The following is a 21,192-nucleotide window of genomic DNA, read 5'->3' as shown; positions in this document are numbered from 1 at the left end:
TTGTCTCCAAGGTCCGCATGCCCGAACTCCTCCTGTGCCCACGCTTCCGCCGACGAGGCCACCTCTGCATCCAACATCTCCCTCGCTAAATGTCGTCAGAGGGGGGGAATGTACCGATCGGAGATGGAACCAATGCTCAGCCCCGGGTGGGGTCTGGGGCGACGCCCCAGCTCCGCGCCTCAGGGCAGCGTGGCAATCGCGACCCGACCTGAGGCGCTGCCTGCGAAGGTGGGGGGGAGCCATGTGCCGTTGACGAGACGGGTCGCGTAGACGGTGTTCAGGTTGTCGGCGTAGATCATTTCGGCTTCGGCGCCTTTGCCGCCGCGTGTGAGGGCGGGGGGGGCGAGGAGGATCGGGTTCTTGTCGCCTGCGCCTTGTGTTGGGAGGGACCAGGTGGGCGTGTCGCCGGTGGAGAGCCGTGCCGTGTGGAGACGCTGATCGGTGCCGCGGTAGGCGAGCATCGCGCCGCCTTCCGGCAGGGGGGCGAGGATGGGCTGATCGAGGGAGGAGGCGCCTTCGATGGGCTGGGGGCTCGTCCACACGCCGTTCTGGCGCATGAGCCAGTGCAGGTTGCCGCCCTCGGCTGCGAAGACGGCGACGAGTTGCGGGCCGTCGTCGAGCGCGGCGAGGCCGGGCGTCACGGCCGCGGCCTTGCCGGCGATGGGGTGCGGCGTGGCGGCGGACCAGGCGCCGCCGCTCCTCGATTGATCGTAAAAGGTCCCGTCTGCGCCGACGAATGCGATCACGGGTGCGTTGCCGAGGGCTGCCACGGCGGGCGCGCTCGGGCCGGACGAGTGCGTGCCGCCTGCGGTGATCGCCTCCTTTTTGCTTACCCAGGCGTCGGCCTGACGGCGGCCGTAATAATAAAACCCGTCCGTGCCCTTGTAGACCAGGTGCGAAATGCCCGCGGCCCCCGCGAGCTGCGGCCCGCCCTGGCTCGCGAGGCCTGCCTCCAGCGCCGGCACGGGTTGGCCGGCTCCGGGGGTCCACGCTTCGCCCGAATACGTGGCCACGCGCAGCTCGCCTGTCGCGCTCGATCGGATCACGCAGAGGCCCATGCCCGTGCCGTCGGAGGCGAGGGCGATCGCGTCCAGCGTCTGGTCCTGCCAGGGCGTCGACTTCTTCGCTCCGGATGCGAGATCCGATTCGGATGCGAGGAGGGTGCTGCCCCCGCCGAACACGGTCACGATCTTCGTCGCGGAGCCGTTTTGCCCGCCGCCCATTCCCCCGCTGCCGCCGCCGCCGTTGCCGCCCGACCCGCCTGCGCCCCCGGATCCGGCAATCATCCCGCCTTCGCCGCCCGATCCGCCGGCCCCTCCGGTGCCCACCATCGTGCCGCCTGCGCCGCCGGACCCGCCTTGGGCGCCGTCGCCCCCCTCGCCTCCGGGGCTGGGCGTCTCGTTGCTCGCCGCGCAGGCAAGCGGGCCGAGAGCGGCCGACGAGACGAGGCCCCCGAAGAGGAGGGCCGAACGGAGAACCGCCGATCGTGAAAGCAAGCGCATGTCGAAGACCTCGCAGAAGAAGGGTGGAACGCGGCGGGGAGTATGCCGCGAAGGCGAGGCACGACAAGCGCGGGCGCGACCGCGCCGTCAGGGCGTGAAGCGAATCGAGTAGCTGACCATCGTTTTCTTGCCGCCCTTCGGCTTCAGAAATTCGATGGCTTCGAAGACGCCGACGACACAAGGCACGAACCCCTCCCCTTTGAGGGCGGTGCGGGGGTGCGAGACCTGGGCCTTGCCGCCCTTGCCGTCGACGAGGAGGTCGACGCCGAAATCGCCGCCCTTCTTTGGGTCCTCGACCTTGGCGAAGCAGCGGCGGAGCTCGTCGAAATGGGGCTCGACCGAGCGGTTGAAGGGCGCCTTCGTGGCGTCGTCGTTCGGGCCGCCGCCGATGTGCATTCCGATGTTCTTGACCTTCACGGCCGGGAGCGGCGTGGCCTCGGGCGGCGGCGCTTCCGGGGCCGCGGCGGAGGCGGAGGCGGACGCGGAGGCCGATGCGACAGGCTCGGGCGCGGCGGAAGCCGACGCAGGCGCGTCGGGCGCGGGCGCGGCGGCGGAGGCGGACGCGGACGCGGGCGCGGCGGCTGTCGTGGTCGTCGGGGCCGGCGCCGAGCCGTCGGGGGCGGTGGCGCCCGAGCAGGCCACGAGCAGCGGCGCGGCGACGAGACATGCGAGCCGCAGGGCGGTTTTCGAGACGAAGGTTTGGCGCTTTCGATCGGGGGGGTTCATTCGGGTCTCTCGGCGCTCGGCGAGGTCGCGCGGAGCTTGCGGACGGCCTCGTTGTGCTGGTCGAGCGCCTCGCTGAAGGTGTGACGGCCGCCTCCCTTGGCCACGAAATAGAGGTATTTCGTCGCCGCGGGCGCGAGCACGGCCTCGATGGACGGAGCGCCGGGGTTCGCGATGGGACCGGGCGGCAATCCGTCGTTCACGTACGTGCTGTATCGATTCTTCGCGTCCCGGTTGATGGCCGGGGTGATCTTGCCCGTGAAGCCGGCGCAGGCCGGGACGACGTCAGGCTCGGAGAAACAAGCGTACGACGCCGTGGGATCGGATTGCAGGCGTTTCGGCTTGAACGTGGGGTCGAGCAGGCGGTTCAAGAAGACGCTCGCGATGAGCGGGCGCTCGTCGGCCTGGACCGCCTCTTTCTCGACGATCGAGGCGAGGATCAGGATCTCGCGGCGGCCATACCCGAGCGTATTGCGGAGCGACGCGAAGCCCGCGGCGTGTTGCGTCGCGAGCGCGGCCCAGCGGCGATCGGCCTCCGTGACGAGGCGGCGGACGATCTCTTTGGGATCGGTGTCGAGCGGGAAATCGTAGGTCGCCGGGAAAAGATATCCCTCGGCGCTCTCGACCCCGAGCGCGCCCTTGCGCTCGATGCCGAGCTCGTCGAGCAGGAGCGGGTCGGCGCTCGCGCGGAGGAAGGCGTTTTTGCCCGCGACGCGGAGTTTTTCGAGGCGGGTCGCGATGTCGAAGCGGTGGTAGCCCTCGGGGATGGTGACGCGCGTGGTGGGGCGCTTCGACGAGCGTTCGAGGAGGTGACGCAGATCCCAGGGGTCGAGGCCCTGCGGCAGGAGGTGCGGGCCGGGGACGAACGCGCCCGTGCCGCCGGTCGTGCGCAGGAACATGGCCATGGCGCCCTCGTTGCGGACGAGGTCGTGCCGGGCGAGCAGGGCTGCGGCCTCGTCGCTGTCGAGGCCGGCCGGCCAGTCGAGCTCGACCGTCGTGCCCGCGTCCGGGGCGTGCAGGTGGCCGTAGCCGAGGACGAGGGCGAGGAGCGCGAGGCCCACCGTGCTGACGGCGCCCGCGATCGCGAAGAGGGCTGCGCGGCCGCGGGGCGAGAGGCGGCCGCGGGGGGTGCGGGGCGCGCGGGGCTTTTTGGGCGAGGGCGGCAGCGACGACGGGGACGAGGCGCCGGCCTCGGAGGGCGCTGGGGGCGAGGCGCGGCGGCGGCGACGCCCGGGGGAAGACGGGGCTCTCGTGGGCACGGCAGGACCCGTGCAAAGCATCAAACGCCGAAGGGCGTCAAGCCGAACGTTGCCACGGGGCGCCTCCGAGGGCCATGATGCCGCGGTCGAGGAGGTCCTTTCCCCGCATGGCATCCAAGGCCGTCACCGATCGGCAGAAGTCCGCGCGCGCCGTGACCGCGGCAGCGCACACGCACGCAAACGAGGTGGCGGGACGTGTCGCCGAGCTGCTCTCGCCGCACCTCCGGCCCGACGAGGACATGCCGGACGTGGGGCTCTTCCTGCGCCTCGTTGGCAGGCTCATCGCGACGGAGAACGAGGCGCTCGTGCGCGCCGATGCGGCCCACGAGCGGGAGCTCGCCGACGACGCGGCGCCTCGCAAGGCGCGGGACGAGGCGGTCGAGAAGGTGCGGCGGATCCTGGTGGATCTGCGCGCGGCGGTGGAGACGACGTGCGGGATGGCGGGGCTGCCGAGGCTGCACCTCCTGGAGGCGGTGCCGACGGATCCTTCGGTGCTCGCGAATATCGGGCGTTCGGTGCTGGATGCGCTGCGCGACGAGTCGGTGCGGCTGCCGGCGCCGCGGCGGCGGGGGCTCTCGCTCGATCGGGAGGCTTTTGCCGAAGAGCTCGAGCTCGAGCTACCGCCGCTGGAGAAGGCGCTCGCGGCGGTGGCGCGCGAGGCACGCGAGGCCGAGGCGACGTTGCGGCAGAAGCGGGCGGCGATGGAGGCGAACGATCGCGCGTTCAGCCGCGGGGCGGCGGTCCTTTCGTCGACGTTCGCGCTGGCGGATCTGGAGGAGCTGGCGGGGCGCGTGCGGCCCTCGCAGCGTCAGCCGGGCGAAACGAACGAGTTCGAGATGGCGGCGACGCGGGCGGAGACGGGCGCCGACGGCTGAGCCTACGGGCCATGCACGCCACGCCCGGGGCTCCGCCCCGGTCCCCGCGGGGGGCTGTCCGCCCCCTCGACCCCGGACCAGCGAGGCGCTGGACCCAGGGTTGAAAAACTGCGCTCCGCGCAGTTTTTCAAACAGGCCGACGAAGGAGCCGGGGTGCCAGCCGAACCAGCAGCGCGGCTGTCTTGGTTGGCAGGATCGTTGCTGGTCTTCACCGGGCCTGTTCGATGAACTGCGCGGAGCGCAGTTCATCGAGCTTGGGTCCAGCCCCTGGCTGGTCCGGGTCCAGGGGCGGACAGCCCCTGGTCGGGGTCCGGGGTGAAACCCCGGCGTCCCGTCAGAAGCCCATGTTCGTCGCGGCTTCCTGGTTCGAGCGGACGGCCTTGCGGCCCTGACGGGACTCGGTGGGGGCGATCGGGGCTGCTGCGGGAGGCGGCGTGGCGAAGGGGCCTGCGGGATCTGGGGCGGCGGCGACGGCCGGGGCCGCGGCGAAGCCGGATTGTGCTTGTTGCACGACGGCGAGCTGGCGGTCGAAGTCGGAGGCGACGTCGGCGGCGCGGGCGGCGGGGGCGTCGGTCTTGGCCTTCGCGGCGGAGTCGCGCAGGGCTTGCTCGCGGCTCTCGATGCGGCGGCGGGCTTCGGCGACCTTGCCTTGCTCGAACAGGCGGTTTGCCTCTTCGAGTGCGGAGGCGGTCTCGCTGCGGTTCACGCGGCCGGCGACGACGGCGTCGAGAGCACTCGCGTCCGTTTCGACCACCTCGACGCCGAGCTTGCCGCTGCAGCGGCCGTCCTCGTTCTTGACGAGATCCTTGTAGCGCATGTCGACGGACGCGACGGCGAGCTCGCCCTTCGCGTTCGAGGGGACGCGCAGCTTGATGAGCACGGTCTTCACGTCGCCGCCGCTGAAGGTGCCGAGCGGGACGGTGACGCGGTTGCCGCTGCGCCGGAAGGAGCGGTCGAAGACGCGATCGAGCTCCACGCCGGGGGCGAGATCGATGTCGACCTCGGCGCCGCTCGCGACGGCTTGCGTGAGGGCCTCGGCTTCGCCTTCGAAGACGCGGGCGAGCGCGGCGTCGTTTTCCACGAAATAGTGCCGGCCGTTGGATTCGACGGCGAGCGCGGAGAGGATTTTTTCGTTGTAATCGACGTCCACGCCGACCGTGGAGATGCCGATGGCGCGGTCGCGGGCGCGTTGCGCGAGGCTGCGGAAGCCGGGGACGTCTTTCAGGCCGTGGTTTGCGTCGCCGTCGCTGAGGACGATCATGCGGCTGATGCGGCCGTCGCTCGCGCGGTTCATCTCGGCCATCGCGGTCTCGATGCCGCAGGAGATGCAGGTGTCGCCGCCGAGCGTGATGCCGGAGATCGACGAGACGACCGAGCTGCGGGTCGAGGGGCCGATGACGACGGCGGGGACGACGACCTCGGTGCGCGTGTCGAACGTGACGACCGAGACCATGTCGCCGTCGTGGAGGCGCTCGACGGCGCCGATCGCGGCGTTGATGGCGTTGCGGAGGCGGGTGCCTTTCATCGAGCCGGAGCGGTCGATGACGATGGAGAGGTTCACCTGGGGCGCGGCTTGCGCGCGATCGCCCGCGTTTGCGCGGGCTTCGAGCATGAGGAACGTCTCGCCGCGGGCATTCTCGAGGATCTTCGGGTGACCCATGCGCCCGTCGATCATCACGGTCGAGCCTGCGGTGAAGTGGGCGATTTCGGCCTGGTTCGTCGCGTCGATGGCCTTCTCGGTCGTGGAATTTTCTTCGGTCACCTCGGCGCCGATGGTGGGCTCGGGCGAGGACGGCAGGCCGCCGGGGGGGGTGAACGAGTAGACGGAAAAGCTCGTGAGCAGCATGCCTGCGAAGGCGAGGACGGCGACGCGGGACGATTTCATGGCTCTCTCCGGGTATCGAGCATCGGCGCCTGCAACAACGGTGCTCGCGGGGACGAGCTTACGGTGCGGCGGTGGGTCCTTGGACGAAGATCGAGGGGGAACGATCTGGTCCGAGGTGCGCTTCGGCGGCCACCCGGACCCCGCAGGCCTTCAGGGTGTCCCAGGGGGGGATGGATCCGATGAGGACGAAGACGGCGTCGTAGGGGACGCGCTCGTCGTCCTTGCCGCGGGCGCGCAGGGTGGCGGCGTCCGGGTCGAGGGCCGCGATCTCGGTCTCGAAGCGCAGGCTCAGGCGGCCGGCGGCGTGCATGCGCTTGACCTCGTCGATGTTGCGCGACTTGCCGCGCGTGAAGGTGGGGCCGCGGTGGAGGACGGTGACCGTGGTGCCGGGCTGGCGGGCGAGGGCGACGGCGATCTCCATGGCGACGTCGCCGAGGCCGACGACGAGGATCCGTTTGCCTTCGAAGCTTCGGGCGTCGGCGAGGTGGTAAAACACGCGGGCCTCGACCTCGGGCGAGAGTTCGATGGGGAGCCGGCGGGGTGTGCCGCGCTGGCCGATGGCCAAGAGGACGCGGCGGGCGAGGATGTCCCGCGGCGGCCCGCCTTCGCGGGGGGTTTGGGGGGGAAGCTCCGCTCGCGGAGCGGACCCCCCAAGCGTTGACTCGGTGCTGACACGGAAGAGCTTGCCGTCGGCCTCGCGGGAGACGGCCGTCATGCGCGTGTCCTGCCGGATCGGGAGGTCTTCCTTGCGGATGATGCGCATCCAGTGCGAGAGGAGCTCTTCCTTGGTGGATTCCTTCAGCCAGAGCTTGCCCGTGAGGGGGAGGTCGAGGGGCTGATCGAAGACGAGCTTGCCGCGGGGGAAGCTGCGGATGCTCTGCGCGACCGAGCCTTGCTCGATGACCTCGAACGAGAGGCCGAGCTCCTTCGCGCGGAGGGCCGCGCTGATGCCCGCGGGGCCCGCGCCCACGATGACGAGGTCCTTCGGGCGCTCGCCTCCGCCCGTCCAGGCGCCTTCTGCTGCGAGGCCCGCGGCGATCTTCTCGACGGCGTGGGCGCCGTGGAGGATCGCGTTTTTGATGAGCGGCAGGCCCGTCACGTCGCCGGCGAGGAAGAGGCCGGGGGTGTCCAGGCTCTGGAGGGCGTCGTCGATGCGCGGGCGGTCGCCGATGGTGTCGCCGTCGGTGATGCGGAGCGAGCCGTTCGGGCAACGTTGCTCGCAGAGCGTGAGGCCGCAGCAGGCCTCGGGGCGCACGACGACGGCGACGTACTTCTGGACCTCGAGCACGTCGTAGGGGCAAGCGTCGACGCAGGCGTAGCAGCCGAGGCAGGTCTGGGTGTCGATCTGCGGGAGGCGGACGCGGGTCTGCGGCTTGAGGAGGGCCTCGGCGGCCTGGGGCTTGTCCTGGGCCTTGCGGCGGCGCGCGCGGAGGGCGCCCGAGCCGCGGACGAGGCCGAGCGTGAGGGCAAACGCGAGCGTGCCGGTGCCGAGCCAGAGCCACGCGAGCGCGCTCGTCGCGGGGCGATCGAGCTTGGGGACGGCGAGGGCGACATCCCGCGCGGCGTCCCAGGCGACGTGCCTGTCCTCGCCGTGCTGGGCGGCGCAGACACCGCCGGAACGAGGCCCACCGCCCGCGCGCGCGGGGGGCGCGGGGGGCGTGGGGGGCAGAGGAAGGACCGCATCGCGGTCCGACCGGAGCCCCCCACCGTAAAGAGGAAGGACCGCATCGCGGTCCGACCGGAGCCCCCCACCGTAAAAATGCTCGTCGAAGCAGAGGGACGGCTTGTCGGGGCCGAGTTTTTCCGTGCCGGGGGCGAAGCAGCGGGAGATGGGATCCCGCGGGGAGCGCGGGTCGTGGCAGCCCTTGCAGCTCGCGGCCGTGACGATGGGGACCGTGGCCTGGATGTGCGCGGGCGGCGCGTCGTCGAGGACACGCTCGACGCCGGGGGCGAAGCGGATCGGAGGCTCGCCGGGGACGAAGGCGACGCCCTGATCGGCCTGGTGGATGGGATGGCAGGTCGAGCAGCGCATGGCGCCGGATTTGAAGAGGCGCTCGTGGGGGCGGCGGCGCGGCGCGTGGGCGCCGTGGCAGGTGGCGCAGGCTTCGTTGGGGCGTTTTTCGGCCGCGGCGGTGCCGTGGCAGCTCGCGCAGGTGACGCTCTCGGCGCGCGCATGCGGGCGCGAGAGCGGTCCGGGCGAGGCGTGGCCGCCGGGGGGCGGGACGAGGAAGGCCGAGAGGCCCGCGGCGGCGGCGGCGACGACCGTGGCGGTGAGGACGCCGCGGAAGCGGGTGACGTCGGAGGTCTTTTCGGCCCGCTTGGCGGCGCGGCCTCGGGCGAGCTCGCGCGGGACGGCGGCACGATCCCGGGCGTCCCCGAGGGGCGACGCGTAGAGCGTGGGCAACGCGGCGGGAGGTTTGCCGGCGGATGGTTCGTCCCTGCGATCACGCTCGGCCATCGAAGGATCGCCTCCCCTCACCGCTTCATCACGGCCGCCACGTGCACCACGAGCAGCGCCATCGCCATGCCGAACGTCAGGATGTGGAGCGGGAGCCCCACGCGGAGCAGCCGAAGGAGGAGCCTCTGCGCCGGCAGCGCGCGGAGCTCCACGACGATCCGCACGAGCCCGTCGAGGCCCGCGAGCCGCTCCTTGCCGCGCCCTTCGAGGACCCGCTCGATCCGGGCCCGCAAGACCTCTTCCTCCTGCCGCAGCGTCCTGCCGGACACGAGCAGGAGGAGCGGCCCCACGGAGCTCATCGCGAAGGGCACGAGGATCTTGTCGAAGATCTTTTTCACGAGATCACTCTTGCCGCTCACCTCGCGATACAGCCTGTCGACGAGATCCCTGCGCGCGGCGGCGAAGTCCTCGGGCAGCGCGGCCGAGCGCTCGATGCGGGCCATGCGGCGCGGGAGGAAGGCGTACGCGAGCGCCGAGAAGCCGCCCACGAGCGCGCTCGCGAGGAAGACGAGCCGGAGCGCGCCGCCCGCCGTGGACGGGGCGATCGGGGACATCGGCGCGTGTGCGATGACGAGGCCCGTCGTGACGAGGCCAAGCGCGAGATGTATCGCGAGCTGCGGACGAACACGGGACGCGACGGGCGTGCGCGGCTCGGTCGCTTCGTCGCCCGCGCGCTTGCGCATCCACAGGCGCACGAGGCGCTTCGGCACGGCGTAGAGGACGAGCAGGACGAACCCCGCGGCCGCGAGGAGGCCCGCCGCGGCGCCGAGGCCCGCGTCCGCCCGCCAGAGCCCCCGCGCGTGCATGATCATGCCGACCACGCCGACGGCCGCGCCCGCGATCGCGCCGCCCGCGACGAGGCCGGCCGCGCTCGCGCCTTGTTTCTGCACCTCGGCGCGGGCCGTGGATCCGCCAAGCAGCGGGTTGACGCTCGGGGCTCCGGGTCGCCCTGCGGCGCCCTCCGCCCCGAACCCCATGTCACGCACGTCGGCGAGCTCCTCGCTCGGGTTCATGCGGAAGATCGAGCCGGTCGGACACACCTGCACACAGGCGGGGCCCTCGTAGCCGCGGCAGAGGTCGCATTTCACGGCGACGTCGGGGTAGGCGCCGCCCGCGGGGCGCGGCGTCGCGGCCGGGCGGGCGGCCATCTGGATGTTGTCCCAGGGGCAGGCCTTGGCGCACGCGCCGCAGCCCGTGCAGAGCGCCTCGCGGATGAAGACCTCGCCGTCGGGCTCGCGGCCGATCGCGCCCGTGGGGCAGTCGATCATGCAGCTCGGGTTCGCGCAGTGCTGGCACGAGTTCGGCAGGAGCAAGCTGCGCGGCGCCTCGGATCGCGCAAGGGCGCGCGCGACCATCTTGTCGCCGCGCCGCACGATCCGCGCCTCTCCGTGCATCTCCGCGCATCCCCACGCGCAATGCCCGCAACGCACGCAGGTCTCGAGGTCGATGACGAGCAGCGATCGCGCGACCTTGAGCCGGTAGAGATCACGGAAGGCGTGCTGCGTGGCGTTCTCCGCGGAGCGGCCGATCACGGCGCGCTGGGATGCCTGCTGATCGAGCGCGATGCGCCGGAGCGCGCCGAAGAGATCCGGATGGCGCGCCGTGATGCCGCGGAACGTGCGCGCGTCGACGGCGATGAGCAGCGACGGGCCGCTCGCGACGGCGCTGGAGAGGCGCGGCGTGCCGGCTTCGATCTCCGCGTCGCCGAAAAAATCGCCGCGGCCGAGGTAGGCGCGGACGCGCAGGCGCTCGCCGTCGTCGGTCTGGATCTGGATCATCCCGTCCGCGACGAGGAAGAGGTCCGTCGAGGGGTCCGCTTCGCGGTAGACAGGCTGCCCGCGCTCGAAGCGCTGGTAGCGGGCCGCGTCGAGCAGGACGTCGACGTCCTCGGGATCGAGCGCGCGGGCGAAGGCCATCGTGTGGAGCAAGTCGCGCGTGGCGGCGCGGCGCAGGATGCGCTCGAGCCGCTCGGCGACCTCGGCCTTGCCGCTGCGCGCCGCCGCGCGCTGGAAGACGTGCGCCGGCACCTCGCAGAGCCGCGATGATGCGCGCGTGGTGGCCGTCGCGCTGCGCGCCCCGAACGCCGTCGCCTCCTCGCCGAACGAGGCGCCCTTGCCCGCCACGCGCAGCTCGCTCTCGTGATCCTCGCCGCGACGCACGGCCGAGAGCGCGACGATGCCCTCGGCGACCACGTAAAACGCGGGCGCCGCCGCTCCTGCGCGGTAAACGACCTCGCCCTCGGCCACCGAGAGCATGCGCCCCGCGTCCTCGATCTCGCGGCGCGCGCGCGCGTCGAGGCCCCGAAACACCGGCGCCTCCCACACCGCCGCCGGCCACGCCGCGCGCTCCCCCGAGGTCGCGGGCGAACCCGAGGTCACGGAACCTCCACGTCGACACGCGCGAGCTCGACGATCTCCAGCCGGCGCAGCATGTCCTCGGTCACGTTCGGCCCGTTCGGGCGCAGGCCGCGCCGCGCTTGCTCGCGCTCGTACCCGGCGAAGGCCCGGATCAAGAAGGGCGGGAAGGCGCGGAAGAGCAGGCGCGCCTCGACGCGGAAGGGGCCCCGGCGCGCGCCGGCGTCGAGGTCGTACGTGAAGCGAATGGGCACGTTCGGCGGCAGCGATCGTGTGTCGACGATGGCGTCGGGCCCGCGCACCTGGCCCCGCGACGCGTCGAGCGCGCCGACGGGGAAGTACGTCTCGAAGAGCGCGTGATCGAGCGAGAGGTTCGAGCGGCACTCGCCCGTGTCGATGTCGTAGTCGCCGTCGTCGAAGCGATCGGCCCGGAGAAACCCTTGCCCCGGGCCGGGCTCGCAGCGCCCGTCGGGGCCGATCACGCCGATGCAGCGGACGCAGCGCAAAAAACCATTCTGGAAGTTGACGAGGCCCTTGCCGCGGAACGAGGTGCCGCCGCGCTCGGGCGGAGGAGACCAGCGCGGGACGTCGGGGCCGTCGCGCACGTCGGCGCCGAAGAGGCCGAGCGGGCGGCCGCGCTCGTCGAGCGACGAGGGGTTCGTGTTCACGCGGACGAAGGTTTTGTCGTGGAGATCCTCGTCGGGCCGGCCCACGCGGCCGACCTCGTAGACGACGCCGCCGTCGCGATCCCGCACGACGAGGTGCACCCAGAACTCGCGTTCCTGGCTGAAGCCGGCCGGGACGCGGTGCCCTGCGCCCACGTTCTCGACGACGATCGGGATCTCGATCCCCGCGCCGCCCCGGCGGGCGCCGTCGATCTCGAAGCGGAAGGTGTGACGCAGGAGGAGGTCGCGGCGGCGGCGCGCGCCGAGCGGGATGCCGTGGGCGTCGATCGTGGTCTCGTCGACGAGCGAATTGGGGAACTCGTCGGAGAGCGGGAGATCGACGCCGGAGAAGTAATGCGTGCTGACGTTCGTGGCCTTGGGCGAGTTGTCGGCCGATCGCCCCGTCGGGAACACGCCGGGCGCGCGCGCGACGAAATGGGAGCCGGGCGGGCATTCGGGCTCGGCCTCGCCGCTCGCAGGGGCGCCCGGCTCGCAGACGCCGGGGTACGTGCTCATGTGGCAGTCCTGGCAAGTCGCGGGCGTTTTCCCGCGCCGCTCCTCGTCGCGGGCCCAGGCGGCCCACTCGGAGTAGGCGTTGCGCAGGCGCTTGAAATGCTCGCCCTTTTGCACGCCGAGGACGTCGCTGCCGAAGAGGCGCACGTCGTGGCAGCTCCCGCAGAACTCGCTCGTGCGGAGGTAGGCGTCCGCGCGCTCGCTCGGGCGGCGGTGGACGAGGGGATCGATGCTGTCGGGCGCTCCGGCCGAGGCAGAGGCGATGGGGCGCGGCGCGCGCGAATTTTCGAGGAAAAGCTCTTCGTTCCGAAGATCGTAGCCGCTGTTCGCGATCCCGAACAGGCCACGGTTGTCCTCGGGTCTGGCCGGAAACACGGCGCCCGTGACGAACGAGGTCCAGGTGGGGTTTCCCTCGTAGCCGCCGCGTCCGCCGCCGCGCCCGCCGACGGGGCCGTGCACGGTGTGACAGAAGACGCAGGAAATGCCCTCGATGCCCTGCGCGCCGAGCAGATCACGCACGGGCTTGCGGGTCGTCGGATCACCGCCGGCGCGGCCGTCCCACGCTGGCAAGGGGCGCTCGATCTTCTCGGCGGGGCTGTGGCAATTGACGCACCAATGCTCGCCGCCCGAGCCGGTCACGGCCACACCACTCTGGCGATTGCGGCAGGCGGTCGAGGCATTGACGCGGCGGAGGATGCCGGCGCCGTTCGGGCAATCCTCGTCGCGGCCGACCTGCTCCTCGATGAGGCTCTCCAGGCCATTGAAGAGCGGGCTCTTCACCGAGTGCGCCATCACCGAGCGGCGCCACTCCGCAGCCTGGCGCGGATGGCACGAGGCGCAGGCCTCACTCGTGGTGCCGACGGAGGTGATGGGCGTGAGGGGCGCGATCTCCTGCTTGGGCGCTTCCGCAGGCGCAGGCGCGAGGCGCGAGAACGCGAACGCCGCGACGAGCAGGCCGGCGCCGATGGGCAGGCCCGCGGAGATCCACGCGCTCTTCGCGGGGCTCGGTTTTCCCGCGGCGGCAACACGTTGCGCCGGGGCCGGTCGTTCCGCGGGGACCCCCGGGGGGTCGTCCGCCGTTCGCGCGCGGGTCTCCGCGGGCTTGCGGTCGCGCGTGGGCCGCGGAGCCGCGGCGGAGGCGCTCTCGCCACGAAGGAAACGCCCGAGCTCCTGCGTGACGGTCACGGCGCGATCGGGTCGCCTCGCCGGCTCTGGATCGAGGAGCCGCAAGCAAAGGCTCTGCAGGCCCGTCGGGAGCGCGCGCGCCACGGCGTCCACGAACGGAGGCGCCTCGCGTTGCGCAGCCTCGTCGAGCGCGTGACGCAAGCCCGCGCCAGCAAACGGGTGTTCGCCCGCGAGCAGCCGGTAGAGCAAGAGCCCGAGCACGTACCGATTCGCAGCGCTGTCCCACACGGCCCCCGCGGCCTGCTCGGGCGGCGTCCAGCGCGGCGAGATCTCCGCTGTTCCACCGCGGGATCCGCCCTCCTGCGCGCCGAGGATCGCGCCCACGAGCCGCGGCGCCGCGACGACCACGGCGCCCTCGTCGTCCACGTACACGCCTTCGAGCGAGAGCGGCCCCGGAAAGAGGCTCGCCTTCTCGCACGCGGCGAGCCCCTCGGCGACCGCGAGCGTGATGCCGAGCGCCTCGCGCCACGGCCAGGGCCCCTTCCGCTCGCGCAGGAGCTCCGCGAGGCTCGTCCCGAGCTTCCGGCGCACGATCCACACGCCCTCGTCGTCCACGCCGCCGAGCGTGAAGCCCCCGATGGAAGCCTCGCCGAACCCGAGCAACCTTCGCGCTGCAGCCTCGTCCGAGCTGGGCAGCCGGAAGAGCTCGCGCCCGCCCTCGCAGGCGAAACGCGACGCGCGCCCGAGCGGCGGCAACGGCGCGCCGGCCGCGATCCCGCTCGCCTCGGGGCGCGCGCGTTTCATCATCGCCCCCGCACCTTCCCCGTCGCCGTGTTCTTCGTGGTGGCCGTGGCCGTGGCCGTCGCCGTGGGCGCGCCCGTGGAGGCCGGATCCTCCGCGGCTTGTGTCGATCGCACGAGGTACGCGCCGAGGCCCGCGAGCAGCGAGAGCCCCACGATGATCCCGACCGCGACCTTCATCGGCACCTCGCGCCCTTGATCCACCTGATCGACGAGCGCGATCGTATCCTTGCGCGCGCCCGCGCCCGCGTTCTCGCGCCGCGGGGCCTTCGCCTCGTCGCTTTGCCGATCCGATCGCGGATCACTCGATCGCGCCGCGGGTTTGCCCTCGTCGGAGGGCGCAGGCCCCTCGGGGATCGTGCGGGGCGTGGGGGATTTCTGGTGCGGCGTGGTCGCGCCGTGCGAGCTCATGCGGCCGGGGCTCGTGCGCGCGGGCGCGGGCGCCGCGACCTGGAAGGGTTCGAGCCTGTCGACCACGTCCTGCGCGAAATAAGGCCGGTCCTCCGGCGCTTTTTCGAGGAGCTGGAAGACGAGCTGCTCGACGCCCTTCGGCAAGCCGCTCCGCACGTCCGCTTCGAGCGGCGGCGGCTCGGCCGTACACTGGAGGTTCAAGAGCTGCCGCGGCGAGGCCGATGAGAACGGCGGTTTGCCCGCGAGCAGCTCGTAGAAGACGAGCCCGAGCGCGTAGAGGTCGGCGCGATGATCGATGGTGCGCGCGTCGATCTGCTCGGGGCTCATGTACTGGAGCGTGCCCACGCTCTGCGTGTTCGTCTGGTTCATCGCCTGGAGCATCTTGGCGATGCCGAAGTCCATGACCTTCACCGTGCCGTCGGTCAGGATCATGATGTTCTCCGGCTTGAGATCGCGGTGGATGATCGGCGGCTCCTGCCCGTGCGCGGCGGAGAGCGCCGAGGCCACGGCCGCGACGATGCGGATCGCCTCGGCCCAGGGCAGCCGCCCTTCCTCGCCGAGCACCGTGCGGAGCGTGCGGCCGTCGAGGAACTCGAGCACCATCGCGAGCTGGCCGTTCGCCTCGATGCTGGCCAGGCTCCGCACCACGTTCGGATGCTCGAGGTGCGCGAGGATCTGCATCTCGTTCACGAAGAGCTTGCGGCCCGTCTCACTCCTCGCGAGCTCGGGGTGCAAGACCTTGAGGGCCACGCGCCGCTTCGACAGGCGCTCCTCGCCCTCGTAGACCTTGCCCATCCCCCCCTCGCCGACCAGGCGCCGGACGAGGTAATCACCGAGCTGCTCCATCACGCGTCTCCGATCCGCCGGACTTACCTACGGATGACCCCCCCCGAGGACTTACAGGACGTGCGCATCTCCCCGGGATGGTGTAGCCATGGGCCAGGGGCCCCCTTCGACGTCTATCATGGTTTCCCGGTACGCCACCCTCCTCGTCCTCTCGCTCGCCGCCTGCTCCAAGAGCCCCGCCGAGCCCGACCCGCCCCCGTCCGCGGGGCCGCAGACGGCGACCGTCGCCCCCCTCGCGTGGGCCACGCCCGCAGCCTGGACGGTGCAGGATCCGCCCAAGAACGGGCCGAAGAAGGCCGCCTACAAGACGACGAAGGCCGGCGACGACAAGGAGGAGGCCGACATCGAGGTCTTCTTCTTCGGCACGGGCGCCGCGGGCGACCCGGAGAAGCGGTTCAAGGAGTGGTTCGGCCAGTTCGACGGGGATGTGGGGGCGCAGGCCAAGCGGGAGAGCTTCGACGTGGGCGCGCTCAAGGTCGAGACGGTCGAGGTGGCGGGGACCTACAAGATCGCGCTCGGCCCGCCGGTGGGCCCGAAGAAGCGCGCGGCGATGCAGATGGTGAAGGAGAACTTCCGGCTCGTCGGCGCGGCCGTGAAGACCCCGGATCGGGGCACCTGGTTCTTCAAGATGTCCGGCCCGAGCGACAGCGTGCAGGCCGCGCGCGACGCGTTCCGGACGATGTTGCAATCGGCGAAGTGACTCAGGGCGGCGGCGGGCCGCCCGGTTTGTCGTGGTCCCACGGGAACGCGTACGTCACGCACGGGGCCGAGAAGAGCCGGAGATCACCGTCCGCGCCGACCTCCTGCGCCGACGAGACCACGGACTCGAAGGCCACGTTCCCCTCGGCGAACCCGAGCAGCTCGCACATCTCCTGGTCGCCGAACCCCCAGCTCACGGTCTCGTCGCGGGGGTTGTCGTATTCGCAGCCGAAGCGGTAGCCCTCCGCGCCCGTCATGTCGATCGGCTTCTCGTAGACGCGGCCGTGCGCTTCCCCGTTGTAGGCCGAGAGCTCGAGGATCGTCTCGCCGTCGCGCGGGCCGCCGAGGATCTCCAGGAAGAACCGCTTCGCCATCGCGTGGGTGTGCGGCAGGATGTAATACACCTTCTGGTCGAACGTATTGCCCGAGGCCGCGAACGGGCCCTCCAGCGCGCATTCCCCGTAGAAACGCGATTTCGCGTGCGGCGGGATGGCGAGGCCGTGGTAGTCGAGATGGAACGGGGTGAGCTTGTGCTTCACCTCCTCCTTCGGCACGCCGTAGAGCGTGAGCGTGAGCGTGCCCGTGACGGGCGCCTGGGAGGTGTTGAGCAGGTGGACGTCGCCGATGATGCGTGAATACGGCGGGATGCGGACCGCCACACCGTCCGGGAATTTCTGCACCTCACGCTCGGTCTGCGTCGATTGCGCGTAGATGACGCCGCCCACGAGCGCGGCCGCGACCTGATCGTAGTCCCGCTCCGCGCATTTCCAGACACCGTCGGGGCCGTCGAACTTGTCCGAAGGGACGAACGTCCAGTTGGAATGGTGCGAGGACTCGTTCTGCCGAAGCTCGACGGCGTTGACCCAGATCTCGGTCGCGTTGTTGAGGGTCACGCTCTGGCAGAGCCCTTTGATCTCCTGGCCCGCCTCCACGGTGAACTCGGCGAAGGTATGCGCGAGCGGCGTCCCGATGAGCTTTTCGCACGTCCCCGAGGACGCAGCATGCTGGCCGCTCGGGCACCCCTCGCAACGCGCGCCGGCCCCGTCCTCGACGCAGATCTTTTGATCCGCCGCGCAACCGAGCGCGACACAAGCCGCGCTCGGCCCGACGTCCGGGCTCTCCGGGCTCGCGTCCCCTCCCCCGCACGCAGCGAGGACGAACGGCGCGAGCCCCAGCAAGAGCGATGAGAATGGTAGGCTTTTCATGACCTCTCCTCCAAGCCGCCAAGTGTAGGCCAGGCCGAGCGTCGTCAATTGGGCAATCCCGCGCCGAGGCGGAAGTAAATCGACCGCCGCGCGCCGCACGCCGGACAGACGACACGCGCGATGCGGAGCCGCGACGTCCCGACCGTCTCCGCGAGGTGTTCGTCGACGCGCACCTCGCCGCTGCAACGCGCGCAAGGCATCCCGCGCGCCGCGACCTCGACCTCGGAGGCGCTCGTGATCGCGATCGGCCGCTCGGGCGAGCCGCCCGGTTCGAGCGAGGCGAGGCGCTCGCGATCCCGCACGTGCTTGACCGCGGCGCGCTCGGCTTCCCGGCGCTGCGCGCGGGCCGAGAGAGGCTTTTTCTTGCCGGTCATGCCTTGCCTACACGAGGAGCTCGAGCCCACGCGTGAAGAAATCGCGGGCGATCACGACCTCGTGCACCTCGTCCGGGCCGTCCGCGATCCGCGCGCTCCGCGCATGGCGGTACCAGGCCGAGAACGGCACGTCTTCGCTGTACCCGAGGCCGCCGTGCATCTGGATCGCGTCGTCGAGCACGTCGCAGAGCAGCCGCGCCACGTGGAGCTTCGCCATCGACGAGTACGGCCGCGACTCCTTGTCGAGCCCCTTCTCCAGCATCGACGCGCAATGGTAGGTCATCAGGTTGCCCGCGTGGATCCCGAGCGCGTGGTGCGCGATCTTCTGCTGGATGAGCTGGTGTTGCGCGAGCTTCTTGCCGAAGCTCTCGCGCGTCACGAGGTACTCCTTGCACATCGAGAGCGTGCGATCGGCGAGGCCGAGCCAACGCATGCAATGGGTCAGGCGCGCCGGCACGAGCCTTTGCTGCGCGAGCCGGAACCCCTCGCCCACGCCCTTGAGCACCGCGTCGTCGCTGACGCGCACGCCGTGGAACGCGAGCTCGCCCTCGCGGTGATCGAGCAGCGGCTCGGACATCGTCGGGATGTCACGCACGTACTCCACGCCCGGGGCATTCCGATCCACGAGGAACATCGTCGCCCCGCCCTTCGGATCGTCGCTCGTCCGCGCCATCAGGATGAGGAACGCGGCGTCCCTTCCGCCCGTCGAATACCACTTGCGCCCCGTGATCACCCAGCCGCTGCCGTCGCGCTCGGCGCGGGTGCGCAGATTCGAGGGATCCGCGCCGGCGCCGGGCGCGGGTTCGGTCATGCAAAACGCGCTCGTGATCAAGCCGTCCGCGAGCGGGCGCAGATAACGCTCCTTCATCGCGTCGGTGCCCACGCCGAGCAGCAGATCCATGTTGCCCTGGTTCGGCGCGTCGCAGTTGAACACCTTCGCGCCCACGGGCGAGCGGCCCATCTCGCGGAACAGCGCGCACATGCCCATGATGCCGAGCCCGCGCCCGCCGTACGCCGGCGGCAAATGCGGCACCCATAGGGCCTCGGCCTTCGCCTCCGCTTGCAGCCGCGACAAGGTCTCGCGTTTGCCCTCGTGATCCTCGGCCACGATCTTCGCTTCGCTCGGGACGACGCGCTCCTCGACGAACGCCCGCACCTTCTGCCGAAGCTCGGCGATTCCCGGGTCCAATTCGAAATTCATGCTCGCCTCTCCGTTCGCCTCGCGTATCGCCCGCGGCCTTGCGGCGCGCGTCGCACGCTTCATACCATGCCCCATGAGCGTGCGCGTCGAACGATCGGGCCCCGTCACCACCGTCCTCCTCGACCGGCCGGAGCGACGCAACGCCGTCGACCGCGCCACCGCCGAGGCGCTCGCCGACGCCTTCCGCGCCTTCGAGAGCGACCCGCACGCGTCCGTCGGCGTGCTGCACGGCGATCACGGCACGTTCTGCGCGGGCGCGGATCTCAAATCGATCGCCGCGGGCGCGCCGAACCGCGTCGACGCCGAGGGCGACGGGCCGATGGGCCCCACGCGTATGCTTTTGCAAAAGCCCGTCATCGCGTCCGTCGCGGGCCACGCCGTCGCCGGCGGGCTCGAGCTCGCGCTCTGGTGTGATCTCCGGATCGTCGAGCAAGACGCGGTGCTCGGCGTGTTCTGCCGTCGCTTCGGGGTCCCGCTCATCGATGGCGGAACCGTCCGCTTGCCGCGCCTCATCGGGCTCGGCCGCGCGCTCGATCTCATCCTCACGGGCCGGCCGGTCGACGCCGACGAGGCTTTGCGGATCGGCCTCGCGAACCGCGTCGTCCCCAAGGGCCACGCGCGGGAGGCTGCCGAGAAGCTCGCGCACGAGCTCGCGGCGTTCCCGCAGCTATGCATGCGCGGCGACCGCCTGAGCGCCTACGAGCAGTTCGACCTGCCCCTCGGCGAAGCATTACGCAACGAGCTTCGCCACGGCCTCAACGCATTGAGCGGCGAATCCCTCGAAGGCGCTTCCCGCTTCACCCAGGGCGCGGGCCGTCACGGCGGAACTATCGCCTAACCGTTCAATCCACGCCTAACAGCCTGTGGAATTATCGTCGCGAGCGACCCGAAGCTAGGGCGACGGAGCGAGGAATCCTGAAGGATTTCGAGCGATGTCGACCGACGATTCGGGGCGCGCAGCAGATAAGTCCACAGGCTGCTAACCGTTCAATCCACGCCCGGGGGGGTTTGGGGGCACAGCTCCGCTTGCGGAGCGGAGCCCCCATCGTAAAAAACCCCCATCGTAAAAACCCCCATCGTAAAAGTCGCGTTACCTCGGCGTCTCCCAGTCATCATCCGCTGAGATCCCACCCTCGTTCCACGTCCAGACGATCTTCTGGTACGTGAACGCGATCTCTTCGCGCTCGGGGAGCTGCGACGCGATTTTGCCGCGCGTGTTCGGCATCCGGAAGATGATCGAGCTGATGTTCGCGTTCTCGAGGCGCACCGTGTAGTGCTGCTTCTCGATGCCGGTTTTGTCCGGCGTGTAGAACTGGAGCTCGAAGCTCTTGATGTTCTCGTTGTTGGAGAGAACGCTGTAGAGTAGCGGGGAGGACCGATCGAGGACCTTGGTCACGACGAACGGCTTGTGCACGCGTTTGCCCGTGGGACGACCACTCGCTGGGTCGCGTGGGCTCACGATCTCGTGCATGGCCGCGATGACCTGAATCGATCCTTCGCGTCCTTTTTGCGTGACCGAGCCCAGGATTGCGCCCTGTTTTTCCGCGACGATTCTCAAGTGCGCGTTCAGGGCCATCGGGGATCCATCGAGCCTCGGCACCAATCTTGGAAGAGCTTACTCTGCCCCCGTCCTACGGACAAACGAAAACCGGGCGGCACGTTGGCCGCCCGGCTGATTTCGCTGGGTGTTAACCCAACATCAGACGATCGGCGTCTCCCAGTCGTCCTCGGCCGTGATGCCGCCCTCGGTCCACGTCCAGATGATCTTCTGGTACGTGAACGCGATCTCCTCGTACTCGGCGTACTTCATGAGATCGGGGTTCCGGTTGTTCGGCATGCGGAAGTTGATCGACGCGATGTTCGCGTTGATCAGCTTCACCGTGTAGTGGTTCACCTCGGTGCCGACGCCCTGCTGCGCCTTCACCTGCGGCGTGAAGTGCTTGAGCTCCCACTCCGAGATGTTCTCGTTGTTCACGAGCGAGCTGTAGAGCAGCGGCGACGCCTTATCGAGCTCCTTCGTCACGATGAAGGGCTTGTGCATGCGCTTGCCAGTCGGCAGGCCGCTCGCCGGATCGCGGGGGCTCATGATCTCGTGCGAGACCGCGATGATCATGATGCTGTTCTCGCGACCCTTCTGGGTCACGGAGCCCTTGATCTCGCCCTGCTTCTGCCCCTTCAGACGGAGATATGCATTGAGAGCCATGTTGACCTAACCTGTTCCTTCGTCGGCAATCTACCTGGACTCAGTCTACGCCCCATTGCGCGCTGGCAGATATCTCACCTCTCGGGAACGAGAT

General features: G+C 70.7%; 16 protein-coding genes. 3 read left to right on the top strand and 13 right to left on the bottom strand.

Annotated features, from left to right (window positions below):
- Window positions 1–179 precede the first annotated feature (179 nt).
- The 3 genes from E8A74_RS33930 to mltG all read right to left on the bottom strand — a co-directional run bounded on the left by E8A74_RS33930 (window position 180) and on the right by mltG (window position 3,484).
- Window positions 180–1,502 (bottom strand): hypothetical protein, encoded by a 1,323-nt coding sequence (locus tag E8A74_RS33930; RefSeq protein ID WP_136933251.1) that lies wholly within the window; start codon window positions 1,500–1,502, stop codon window positions 180–182.
- Between the two features lie 87 nt (window positions 1,503–1,589).
- Complete coding sequence (locus E8A74_RS33925) at window positions 1,590–2,228, bottom strand: hypothetical protein (RefSeq protein ID WP_136933250.1); 639 nt, start codon at window positions 2,226–2,228, stop codon at window positions 1,590–1,592.
- Window positions 2,225–3,484 carry an endolytic transglycosylase MltG gene (mltG, locus tag E8A74_RS33920; protein WP_232379879.1) on the bottom strand — a complete coding sequence of 420 codons (1,260 nt, stop codon included), beginning with the start codon at window positions 3,482–3,484 and terminating at the stop codon, window positions 2,225–2,227. The genes E8A74_RS33925 and mltG overlap by 4 nt, the downstream gene beginning before the upstream one ends.
- Window positions 3,485–3,591: 107 nt before the next feature.
- On the opposite strand from mltG, the gene E8A74_RS33915 reads away from it, so the two are divergent.
- On the top strand, window positions 3,592–4,359 hold the full coding sequence (locus E8A74_RS33915; RefSeq protein ID WP_136933249.1) for a hypothetical protein: 768 nt from the start codon (window positions 3,592–3,594) through the stop codon (window positions 4,357–4,359).
- A gap of 334 nt (window positions 4,360–4,693) precedes the next feature.
- On the opposite strand, the gene E8A74_RS55670 is transcribed toward E8A74_RS33915, so the two are convergent.
- Genes E8A74_RS55670 through E8A74_RS33890 form a run of 5 tightly spaced genes read right to left on the bottom strand, consistent with a single transcriptional unit; the run spans window position 4,694 to window position 15,416 of the window.
- Window positions 4,694–6,244 (bottom strand): vWA domain-containing protein, encoded by a 1,551-nt coding sequence (locus tag E8A74_RS55670; RefSeq protein WP_136933248.1) that lies wholly within the window; start codon window positions 6,242–6,244, stop codon window positions 4,694–4,696.
- A gap of 58 nt (window positions 6,245–6,302) precedes the next feature.
- On the bottom strand, window positions 6,303–8,702 hold the full coding sequence (locus E8A74_RS33905) for an NAD(P)-binding domain-containing protein (RefSeq protein ID WP_136933247.1): 2,400 nt from the start codon (window positions 8,700–8,702) through the stop codon (window positions 6,303–6,305).
- 17 nt (window positions 8,703–8,719) lie between these two features.
- Complete coding sequence (locus tag E8A74_RS33900; RefSeq protein WP_232379878.1) at window positions 8,720–11,080, bottom strand: cyclic nucleotide-binding domain-containing protein; 2,361 nt, start codon at window positions 11,078–11,080, stop codon at window positions 8,720–8,722.
- Window positions 11,077–14,166 (bottom strand): protein kinase, encoded by a 3,090-nt coding sequence (locus E8A74_RS33895; RefSeq protein WP_136933246.1) that lies wholly within the window; start codon window positions 14,164–14,166, stop codon window positions 11,077–11,079. Before E8A74_RS33895 ends, E8A74_RS33900 begins: the two co-directional genes overlap by 4 nt.
- On the bottom strand, window positions 14,163–15,416 hold the full coding sequence (locus E8A74_RS33890; RefSeq protein WP_136933245.1) for a serine/threonine protein kinase: 1,254 nt from the start codon (window positions 15,414–15,416) through the stop codon (window positions 14,163–14,165). Before E8A74_RS33890 ends, E8A74_RS33895 begins: the two co-directional genes overlap by 4 nt.
- 118 nt (window positions 15,417–15,534) lie before the next feature.
- Here E8A74_RS33890 and E8A74_RS33885 point away from each other — a divergent pair, with 118 nt between their 5' ends.
- A complete protein-coding gene (locus E8A74_RS33885) occupies window positions 15,535–16,116 on the top strand; it encodes a hypothetical protein (protein WP_136933244.1) in 582 nt (193 codons plus the stop codon).
- A gap of 1 nt (window position 16,117) precedes the next feature.
- On the opposite strand, the gene E8A74_RS33880 is transcribed toward E8A74_RS33885, so the two are convergent.
- Genes E8A74_RS33880 through E8A74_RS33870 form a run of 3 tightly spaced genes read right to left on the bottom strand, consistent with a single transcriptional unit; the run spans window position 16,118 to window position 18,895 of the window.
- Window positions 16,118–17,320 carry a hypothetical protein gene (locus E8A74_RS33880; protein ID WP_136933243.1) on the bottom strand — a complete coding sequence of 401 codons (1,203 nt, stop codon included), beginning with the start codon at window positions 17,318–17,320 and terminating at the stop codon, window positions 16,118–16,120.
- A gap of 44 nt (window positions 17,321–17,364) precedes the next feature.
- A complete protein-coding gene (locus E8A74_RS33875; RefSeq protein ID WP_136933242.1) occupies window positions 17,365–17,694 on the bottom strand; it encodes a hypothetical protein in 330 nt (109 codons plus the stop codon).
- A 7-nt stretch (window positions 17,695–17,701) separates the two neighbouring features.
- Complete coding sequence (locus E8A74_RS33870) at window positions 17,702–18,895, bottom strand: acyl-CoA dehydrogenase family protein (protein WP_232379877.1); 1,194 nt, start codon at window positions 18,893–18,895, stop codon at window positions 17,702–17,704.
- Window positions 18,896–18,968: 73 nt separating this feature from the next.
- Between E8A74_RS33870 and E8A74_RS33865 the strand changes: the two genes are divergently transcribed.
- Window positions 18,969–19,733: a crotonase/enoyl-CoA hydratase family protein gene (locus E8A74_RS33865; RefSeq protein ID WP_136933240.1), complete on the top strand. Its 765-nt coding sequence runs from the start codon at window positions 18,969–18,971 to the stop codon at window positions 19,731–19,733.
- Window positions 19,734–19,985: 252 nt separating this feature from the next.
- On the opposite strand, the gene E8A74_RS33860 is transcribed toward E8A74_RS33865, so the two are convergent.
- Complete coding sequence (locus E8A74_RS33860) at window positions 19,986–20,471, bottom strand: Hcp family type VI secretion system effector (protein ID WP_136933239.1); 486 nt, start codon at window positions 20,469–20,471, stop codon at window positions 19,986–19,988.
- 123 nt (window positions 20,472–20,594) lie between these two features.
- Window positions 20,595–21,098 (bottom strand): type VI secretion system tube protein TssD, encoded by a 504-nt coding sequence (gene tssD / locus E8A74_RS33855; protein ID WP_136933238.1) that lies wholly within the window; start codon window positions 21,096–21,098, stop codon window positions 20,595–20,597.
- Between the last annotated feature and the right edge of the window lie 94 nt (window positions 21,099–21,192).

It is taken from the genome of Polyangium fumosum (assembly GCF_005144585.1).
GTDB classification, from domain to species: Bacteria; Myxococcota_A; Polyangia; order Polyangiales; family Polyangiaceae; genus Polyangium; species Polyangium fumosum.
Note: the sequence above shows the minus strand (reverse complement) of the source record. Positions and strands in the feature narration are given on the sequence as shown.